Annotated in this window: 9 protein-coding genes and 5 tRNA genes; 10 read left to right on the forward strand and 4 right to left on the reverse strand. The window is 55.5% G+C overall.

Features of this window, described 5'->3' with window-relative positions:
• Positions 1-74: 74 nt before the first annotated feature.
• The 6 genes from KVQ74_RS20380 (at position 75) to KVQ74_RS20405 (ending at position 2,326) form a co-directional block, all read left to right on the forward strand.
• Positions 75-1,316: an aspartate kinase gene (locus KVQ74_RS20380; protein WP_007951048.1), complete on the forward strand. Its 1,242-nt coding sequence runs from the start codon at positions 75-77 to the stop codon at positions 1,314-1,316.
• Positions 1,317-1,502: 186 nt separating this feature from the next.
• A complete protein-coding gene (csrA, locus tag KVQ74_RS20385) occupies positions 1,503-1,691 on the forward strand; it encodes a carbon storage regulator CsrA (RefSeq protein ID WP_002554426.1) in 189 nt (62 codons plus the stop codon).
• Positions 1,692-1,753: 62 nt separating this feature from the next.
• Positions 1,754-1,844: transfer RNA gene (locus tag KVQ74_RS20390), tRNA-Ser, on the forward strand.
• A 107-nt stretch (positions 1,845-1,951) separates the two neighbouring features.
• A tRNA-Arg gene (locus KVQ74_RS20395) sits at positions 1,952-2,028 on the forward strand.
• A gap of 72 nt (positions 2,029-2,100) precedes the next feature.
• A tRNA-Arg gene (locus KVQ74_RS20400) sits at positions 2,101-2,177 on the forward strand.
• A 72-nt stretch (positions 2,178-2,249) separates the two neighbouring features.
• Positions 2,250-2,326: transfer RNA gene (locus KVQ74_RS20405), tRNA-Arg, on the forward strand.
• Positions 2,327-2,345: 19 nt separating this feature from the next.
• Here the strand turns inward: KVQ74_RS20405 and KVQ74_RS20410 are convergent.
• Entirely contained in the window at positions 2,346-2,864 is a 519-nt protein-coding gene (locus tag KVQ74_RS20410; RefSeq protein ID WP_217832952.1) for a UPF0183 family protein, read from the reverse strand.
• Positions 2,865-3,185: 321 nt separating this feature from the next.
• Here KVQ74_RS20410 and mgtE point away from each other — a divergent pair, with 321 nt between their 5' ends.
• On the forward strand, positions 3,186-4,628 hold the full coding sequence (gene mgtE / locus KVQ74_RS20415; protein WP_217832953.1) for a magnesium transporter: 1,443 nt from the start codon (positions 3,186-3,188) through the stop codon (positions 4,626-4,628).
• Between the two features lie 125 nt (positions 4,629-4,753).
• On the opposite strand, the gene KVQ74_RS20420 is transcribed toward mgtE, so the two are convergent.
• Positions 4,754-5,080: an Arc family DNA-binding protein gene (locus KVQ74_RS20420; protein WP_003178899.1), complete on the reverse strand. Its 327-nt coding sequence runs from the start codon at positions 5,078-5,080 to the stop codon at positions 4,754-4,756.
• 389 nt (positions 5,081-5,469) lie between these two features.
• On the opposite strand from KVQ74_RS20420, the gene phnN reads away from it, so the two are divergent.
• Entirely contained in the window at positions 5,470-6,039 is a 570-nt protein-coding gene (gene phnN / locus KVQ74_RS20425) for a phosphonate metabolism protein/1,5-bisphosphokinase (PRPP-forming) PhnN (RefSeq protein WP_217832954.1), read from the forward strand.
• On the opposite strand, the gene KVQ74_RS20430 is transcribed toward phnN, so the two are convergent.
• Both KVQ74_RS20430 and KVQ74_RS20435 read right to left on the reverse strand, forming a co-directional pair.
• On the reverse strand, positions 6,014-6,193 hold the full coding sequence (locus tag KVQ74_RS20430) for a PA3371 family protein (protein ID WP_217832955.1): 180 nt from the start codon (positions 6,191-6,193) through the stop codon (positions 6,014-6,016). The two genes, phnN and KVQ74_RS20430, sit on opposite strands and share 26 nt — an antisense overlap.
• Before the next feature lie 20 nt (positions 6,194-6,213).
• Positions 6,214-6,444, reverse strand: coding sequence for a hypothetical protein (locus tag KVQ74_RS20435; protein WP_217832956.1), 231 nt, complete (start codon positions 6,442-6,444; stop codon positions 6,214-6,216).
• Between the two features lie 284 nt (positions 6,445-6,728).
• Between KVQ74_RS20435 and KVQ74_RS20440 the strand changes: the two genes are divergently transcribed.
• Together KVQ74_RS20440 and KVQ74_RS20445 are read left to right on the forward strand one after the other, a co-directional pair.
• Positions 6,729-6,805: transfer RNA gene (locus tag KVQ74_RS20440), tRNA-Arg, on the forward strand.
• A gap of 98 nt (positions 6,806-6,903) precedes the next feature.
• The gene (locus tag KVQ74_RS20445; RefSeq protein WP_225930103.1) at positions 6,904-8,226 is read left to right on the forward strand and encodes a hypothetical protein; all 1,323 of its coding nucleotides are present in this window, start codon (positions 6,904-6,906) and stop codon (positions 8,224-8,226) included.
• Positions 8,227-8,304: the final 78 nt, after the last annotated feature.

The raw sequence follows: 8,304 nt of genomic DNA on the forward strand, positions 1-8,304 counted from the left end.
CGCAGTCTAGTGGCGGGCCTGACGGCTGTTCGAGTGATTATTGGGCGCCCTTCATGGGCAGAGGCGGCTTTGAAATGGCTTTGATCGTACAGAAATTTGGAGGCACCTCGGTCGGCACTGTCGAGAGAATCGAGCAGGTCGCCGACAAGGTTAAGAAATTCCGCGATGCCGGCGACGACCTGGTGGTTGTGCTGTCTGCAATGAGCGGCGAAACCAACCGTCTGATCGATCTGGCCAAGCAAATCAGTGGCGAAGATCAGCCGGTTCCGCGCGAGCTGGACGTGATCGTCTCCACCGGTGAGCAGGTGACGATTGCCCTGTTGGCCATGGCGCTGATCAAGCGCGGTGTGCCGGCGGTGTCGTACACCGGCAACCAGGTGCGGATCCTGACGGACAGTGCGCACAATAAAGCGCGTATCTTGCAGATTGATGACCAGAAGATCCGTGGTGACCTGAAAGCCGGTCGCGTGGTGGTTGTCGCCGGTTTCCAGGGCGTCGACGAGCACGGCAACATCACCACCCTCGGTCGTGGCGGTTCCGATACCACCGGTGTGGCGTTGGCCGCCGCGCTGAAGGCTGACGAATGCCAGATCTACACCGACGTCGATGGTGTCTACACCACCGACCCGCGCGTGGTGTCCGTGGCGCAGCGTCTGGACAAGATCACCTTCGAAGAGATGCTGGAAATGGCCAGCCTCGGTTCCAAGGTGCTGCAGATCCGCGCCGTGGAGTTCGCCGGCAAGTACAACGTTCCGCTGCGCGTACTGCACAGCTTCAAGGAGGGTCCGGGCACCCTCATTACTATTGATGAAGAGGAAACCATGGAACAGCCGATCATTTCCGGCATCGCCTTCAACCGCGATGAAGCCAAGCTGACCATCCGTGGCGTGCCAGACACCCCGGGCGTGGCGTTCAAGATTCTCGGCCCGATCAGTGCCGCGAACATCGAAGTCGACATGATCGTGCAGAACGTCGCGCACGATAACACCACCGACTTCACCTTCACCGTGCACCGCAACGACTACCAGTCCGCGCAGACCGTGCTGGAAAATACCGCTCGCGAGATCGGTGCCCGTGAAGTGGTTGGCGACACCAAGATTGCCAAGGTCTCGATCGTCGGCGTCGGCATGCGTTCCCACGCAGGCGTGGCCAGCCGCATGTTCGAATCCCTGGCCAAGGAAAGCATCAACATCCAGATGATCTCGACTTCGGAAATCAAGGTTTCCGTGGTGATCGAGGAGAAGTATCTGGAACTGGCTGTGCGCGCCCTGCACACGGCTTTCGAACTGGACGCTCCGGCCCGCCAGGGCGAGTGATGCGTTGTCCGAAGGGCGCGGTCTGACCGCGCCCTTTATTTTTGAATGGCGCGAAGTGCAGAACTGTTCTTTTGCTCGCGCTGGTCAATACTCAGGCATGTAGGGCTACGATCGCTCCGGTTGTAGGTCGGGTGCCTTTTTTTTGCAGACTGTTGTCCCTGAACTGAATTGCGTGAGGAGAAAGGTATGCTGATTCTGACTCGTCGGTGCGCAGAAAGCCTGATTATCGGTGATGGCGAAATCACCGTGACCGTGCTCGGCGTTAAAGGAAATCAAGTGCGTATCGGCGTCAACGCCCCGAAAGAGGTGGCCGTGCACCGTGAGGAAATTTACCTGCGTATCAAGAAAGAGAAGGACGAAGAACCAAGCCATTAATTTTTATCGTTTTTTATGTTTGCAAACGGGGAAGAAGCTGGTTAATATACGCCCCGTGTTGCGGAGAGCTGGCCGAGTGGCCGAAGGCGCTCCCCTGCTAAGGGAGTACACCTCACAAGGGTGTCGGGGGTTCGAATCCCCCGTTCTCCGCCATTATTTGCTTAGTACGTCGTAATCTGGCTTTTTCTGTAAGTTGTTGAATTTATTAGAAAAAGTGGTTGGAATAGAGATTAGACGGGCTATAATGCGGCGCAACAAATGCACTCGTAGCTCAGCTGGATAGAGTACTCGGCTACGAACCGAGCGGTCACAGGTTCGAATCCTGTCGAGTGCACCATTTAAGAGTTAGTTGCAGCGATGTAAGTAACTCGGCTTCAACCAGTTGTGATCTGGTCTAAAAACACAAAATGCACTCGTAGCTCAGCTGGATAGAGTACTCGGCTACGAACCGAGCGGTCACAGGTTCGAATCCTGTCGAGTGCACCATTTAAGAGTTGGTTGCAGCAATGCAGTTGACTTGGTTTCAGCCAGTTGTGGTCTGGTCTAAAAACACAAAATGCACTCGTAGCTCAGCTGGATAGAGTACTCGGCTACGAACCGAGCGGTCACAGGTTCGAATCCTGTCGAGTGCACCATACATCAGAAAGCCCGCGTTTAACGCGGGCTTTTTGCTGTCCGGGATTTGGCTTTTCCCGTGACACATCCTTTCTCGTCAAAATCGATTTGTGCGCTGCGGCCTCGTTTGAGGTCGTATCGATAGGTCGTGCTCGAATTGCGCAGGCTGACCTTGTCCGGTTTGCCCAGTGCGCTTTCAACATCCTGCTGGCTCATGCCGACGATGATTCTGCGATTGATGATGGCTTCGCGGCGTTGTCGGGCGTCGATCAGATTTCCACATTTATCCTGCGCCTGACCCGCGACGTTCATTTCCCGGCTTCTGGTTTTCATTCCGGATGTTTCTTCATGTTGGGCTTCGGGCAGCAGCGTGATGATCGAGCCCGGCGAGTAGGGATGTACCTCGTGCAGCGAGAGATGCTCGTCGTTCGCGCAACTCAGCGTGGTGAAGGTGATGCCGCCGTCCGCAGCCTGGCAGCGGTGCAGAGTGGTTGCATTCGCAGCGAGCGGCAGGCAGAGCAGGGTGGTCAACGTAATCCGGGGTGTGATTGATGGCATTCGGCGTCCTCCATGACGATCCATGCACAAGGGTAGTCGCTACATTTTTCGCTGCCGGTGTGTTTTCTTTTCAGGATAAGTCGTCGCACTTGCATGGGTCAGGACAGCGCTCAGGTTTGTCTCGCAAGCGCTTGTTTCAGCCACGATTTTTTAACGTTTAAAACCGTCAGGCGGTGTATCATTGCGCCCGTCAGCCCCGCCGGGGCTTATGGAAAACCTCCATGGACTTACCCAGTAGTTACTCAGTACCCCGTTTTACCAATCATGAATTGACTGATTGATCCTTCCGGCGTGCCCCGCTGCTGGGAGTGGAGTTCGCCTATGTCCGAAATCGAAGTAAAGAAAACACAGGAAAGCCTGCAGGATCGCCTGGCTCAGGTCGTCGAGTTGCTGCAGCGCCAGCGGGTCGTCGAAGACCTGACTCACCGCCAGGAAGGCCCGCATCATGACCGGGTCGAGAACCTCGTCCACCGGCAAAATCTCGTCGAGCTGCAACGCAAGCTCGATGATCTGCACTCCGCCGACGTCGCCTACATTCTTGAAGCCTTGCCGCTGGACGACCGTCTGACGCTCTGGCAACTGGTCAAGGCCGATCGCGACGGCGACATTCTTCTCGAAGTATCCGACTCCGTCCGTGAAACGCTGATCGCCGACATGGACGATCACGAGCTCCTGGCTGCGGCCAAGGACATGGATGCCGACGAACTTGCTGACCTGGCTTCCGAGCTGCCGCGAGACGTCGTCCATGAGCTGATGGAGACGCTGGACCAGCAACAACGCGAGCGCGTGCGTTCGGCCCTGTCCTATGACGAGGAGCAGGTCGGTGCGCTGATGGACTTCGAGATGGTGACCATCCGTGAGGATGTCAGCCTCGAAGTGGTTCTGCGTTACCTGCGGCGTCTCAAGGAGCTGCCGGGCCATACCGACAAATTGTTCGTGGTCGATTACGACGGCGTGCTCAAGGGTGTGCTGCCCATCAAGCGCCTGCTGGTCAACGATCCGGAAAAACAGGTTTCGGACGTCATGGCCAGTGATCCGGTGAGTTTTCACCCGGATGAAGACGCTTATGACGCCGCTCAGGCGTTCGAACGTTACGACTTGATCTCGGCCCCGGTGGTCGACAAGAACGGCAAGCTGATCGGCCGTCTGACCATCGACGAAATGGTCGACCTGATTCGTGAAGAGAGCGAAACCGAAGTCCTCAACATGGCGGGTCTGCGCGAGGAGGAGGATATCTTCGCCTCGGTCTGGAAATCCCTGCGCAACCGTTGGGCGTGGCTGGCGATCAACCTGATCACCGCATTCGTCGCTTCCCGGGTGATCGGCCTGTTCGAAGGTTCGATCGAGAAACTGGTGGCGCTCGCGGCATTGATGCCGATCGTGGCGGGTATCGGTGGCAACTCCGGCAACCAGACGATCACCATGATCGTTCGCGCCATGGCGCTTGACCAGGTCAGCACCGGCAACACGTCGCGCCTGATGCGCAAAGAGCTGGCAGTGGCGTTGATCAATGGTCTCGTGTGGGGCGGGGTGATCGGCGTGGTGGCCTACATGCTCTATGGCAGTTGGTCGCTGGGTGTAGTGATGACGGCGGCGATGACCTTGAACCTGCTGCTGGCGGCGCTGATGGGGGTATTGATCCCGATGACCCTGGCAAAAATGGGGCGCGACCCGGCCATGGGGGCCAGTGTGATGATTACGGCGATGACCGACAGCGGTGGCTTCTTCATCTTCCTGGGGCTGGCGACAGTCTTCCTGCTCTGACCGAACTCGTTTATGAAAAAGCCCGCCAATTGGCGGGCTTTTTTACGCGAGGCAAAAAGCAGCGAGGTCAAATTCCGGGCAAAAAAAAGCCAGCATTCATGCTGGCTTGAGATGTTCGGGTCGAATCAGGATGCGTCTGCGGCCATTTCGGCGTCGTGGGCAATCAGCGACACCAGCGCATTCTGCTGACGATGGGAAAGCTGACGGAAGCGTTGCAACAGCTCGCGCTCGTGCAACGACAGCTCCGGACTGTCCAGACGCATGCTGAGCTCTTCGCCCAATGCGCCTTCCTGAATGAGACTCTGCTCGAGGCGAGCAATGATCTCGGAGTTCATGCTGCGATGATGATTGCGAGCCACCTCGGCAATGCGTTCACGCATTCCGTCTGGCAGGCGTACGACAAACTTGTCAGCCGTGCGGCTGGAATAAATTGCCTGTTTCAATGGGCGCATATATTTAAACCGGTTAGTTCAGGGGAGCGGTTCTCGGGATTGGCCGCAGGATGTGTGGTAGGACAAGCATCCGGACCAAATGGTTCAACCTGAATTGTTAAGAGGCCCGCATCATGCCTCAAAATTGCCAGATCATTGGCGTCAATTCTGTGACAAATATTGAGCTGGGTAAAGGCGTAATGCCAGCACCAATTATCAGAAATGCGGACTGGTTTGAAAAGATTGCCTTGGCCCGTATGACTGACCGCGTCCAAGTGCGCGTCCGTTGATGCCCAAAGGCGTCAGAACGTGCATGCTATGCGGCTTCGATCCTTGTTCCTTACCTTGTACAGGATAGTGGCAAATGGCCGATTTACTAGGGCAGACACGTGCTGGAGGGCGTTTTCAGGATGGATGGCAGGCTTGTTTATCTGATGGGGCCGTCGGGGTCGGGCAAGGACAGCCTGATCGAAGCTGCACGTGAGCCATTGCGTGGGTTGAACTGCGAAATCATCCGACGGGTGATCACTCGCTCAGCGGAATCGGTGGGCGAAGACGCAATCGGTGTCACGCCTCAAGAGTTCGAGCGTCGCCAGCACGCCGGCGATTTTGCCCTGGCCTGGCAGGCCAATGGCCTTGCCTATGGCATCCCGACAGACATCGACGAATGGTTGAAAAGCGGTCGTCATGTGCTGGTCAACGGCTCTCGCGCCAATTTGCGGCAAGCACTCGATCGCTACCCGACGCTGTTGCCGGTTTTGCTGACGGTCAAGGATGAAGTGTTGCGTGAGCGCCTGCTGAAGCGGGGCCGAGAGACGCCTGAGCAAATCGATGCAAGGCTCGCCCGCAACGCTCTGTTCAAGGACAGGAGGTCAACTGACAAGCCTGTGCATTTGATCGATAACTCCGGCGACCTGGCGGACGCCGTCACGCAGCTTCTGGACTTGATTCGGCTCAACGCAGTAGCGGATCGAACTTGATTTTGCGCCCGGCCACCAGTGCCAGCACGAACAGCATCGCAAACACACCACAGCCAATCAGGGGCAACGTGACCTGGGTTTCCTCGAACAGCCAGAAATGCGAGGCGCCGCTCAACAGGGCAAGGATCAGAAATCCTGCGGCCGACTTGGACATGTTGTACTCCTGAAGATGATTCAAAAAACCAGACGTTCGGTGGAACCCGTCGACATGGCCTGCGCAGGCTCATTGACGGTCTGCGGCGCGAAACCGCTCTGATCGCTCAATACCGCCCATTGCGGCGCTTTCTGCACTTGCAGGTAGTGCGGCATGCGCTGGGCCACCGGCTCGGCCTTCTCGGGAACAAAGTGAAAGCCAACCAAAACCGCCAAAGCCAGGGCATTTGAGAGCAAGAGAGTGCTGTTCATGAGACGAGTCTCCGTTTGTTCTTTTATAAGAACCGGAGAAGCAGCCGACGTGCCAACAGTCTAACCGCTGTTAAGTCCTTTAAAAACAAGCATTTAGAATGGTTTTTCGGTGTCGTCGGATTGCATTCTGCAATGATGGCTTTTCGGGCTAGTGCAAATTGCACGGTAAATGATCCCGCAACATTGCAGGCCGCCTGCCTACACTTAAAAAGCCCTACGGACGACATGACAAATCAGGGGCCTGCCGTTAACATGCACGCCGTCTGTCGTACCGACAGTCCTGTGTCCCAGTAGCTCAATTGGATAGAGCATCCCCCTCCTAAGGGGAAGGTTGGCAGTTCGAACCTGCCCTGGGACACCATATTTTTAAGGCTTTGCCATCCAAAACCCTGCTTCAGAAAATATTCATGGGTGCATAGCGGGTGCATTCAACTCAAAGAACTTGGCCAAGGAAAGGTTATGCATCCCACACTTGCGAAGCTTGTAGCTGAGTTGAATCTGGCATACGCAGATGTAGTCGACCTCATCCCGGATAATGCACTCAATCTCGCGACGTCTAACGTGGGCATGGGTGCTGTCACTCGAACTGATTTACTGCGCCGCATCACCAAGATTACAGACAGAATTGAGGCTGCTGATCCGCCAGATATTGGTGACGAGGACGCGCATCTGCATCAGCTAGGGTCTGGATTGCAATGGCTGCGAACTAACACCCTCCAGCACATAATGGGCGGAAATCCAGCTGCACTCCCTGCTTATTACCTCACGATGGACGCCATCGAAAGGGCGGTAGAGCCTTTCACAGAAAGTGATAAGGGTCTCGCTGTAGAGAGCGCTAAGGCCCTAAAGAGGGTAACAAGCCAAATTCGTGGGATGGAAAGCCGTCTAAGAGACCTCTCACCTAAAACCTCTTCTGTTCAATCAATGGTTGAACGCATTGAGCGGGCTTATGAAGCCGCTGATCAGCTCCCTGCCGATCTTGAAACCTTGAATGAGGCAAGGCAGCGCATCAGCGCGATTTCCGTAGACGCGGAAAAAGACCGAGCACAGATAGTCGTCGCAAAAGAAAACGTTGAAGCCGCACACGATAGTCTGCATTCGATTGCGGAAGAAGCTGCGTCGATTCTGAAACAGTGTGAATCTGTCTATTCGTCTGCAACCAGTGTCGGGTTGGCAGCGGCATTTGCTGAGCGCTCAAAGAGTCTTAGTAATTCGATGTGGTTTTGGGTCGCAGGCTTGGTTACAGCGCTCGTAGTTGGCGGCGCATTTGGGAGCAGTCAACTCAAATCGCTTTCCAGCCTTTTGTCTCAGTCCGATGCACCCGTCGCGTTGATCGGGTTGAACATTATGCTTTCGGTACTCTCTGTGGGAGCACCCGTATGGTTCGCTTGGTTAGCTACTAAGCAGATTGGACAAAGATTTAGAATCTCGGAAGACTACGCTTTCAAAGCGGCCGTTTCTCGTGCTTACGAGGGATACCGTAGAGAGGCTGTTCGCATAGATTCAGAACTCGAGGGTCAATTGCTTCGATCCGCGCTACAGAGGTTAGATGAACAGCCGCTGCGCCTTGTGGAGCCGACAAGCTACGGAAGCCCTTGGCATGAGTTGCTGGCTTCGGATTCAATAAAGGATGCCCTCAAATCCGTGCCAGGATTTGCAGAGAGTCTTTCTAGGTTCACGAAAGAGGCGTTGGATGGGATCAAGGTGAAAAAAAACCTCCCCCCTGCTGCTAATAACGCTATAAATTCCGTGTTAGATGCATCCGAAAAGTCAGCGGGGTAGGGCATCCCTAATTCTTAGAACTGTCGTGGTTGAGCAGTTGGCGTGTAGTGGTCTAATGAAACCGGACACCCATTTAGG

The organism is Pseudomonas botevensis (assembly GCF_019145475.1).
GTDB classification, from domain to species: domain Bacteria; phylum Pseudomonadota; class Gammaproteobacteria; order Pseudomonadales; family Pseudomonadaceae; genus Aquipseudomonas; species Aquipseudomonas botevensis.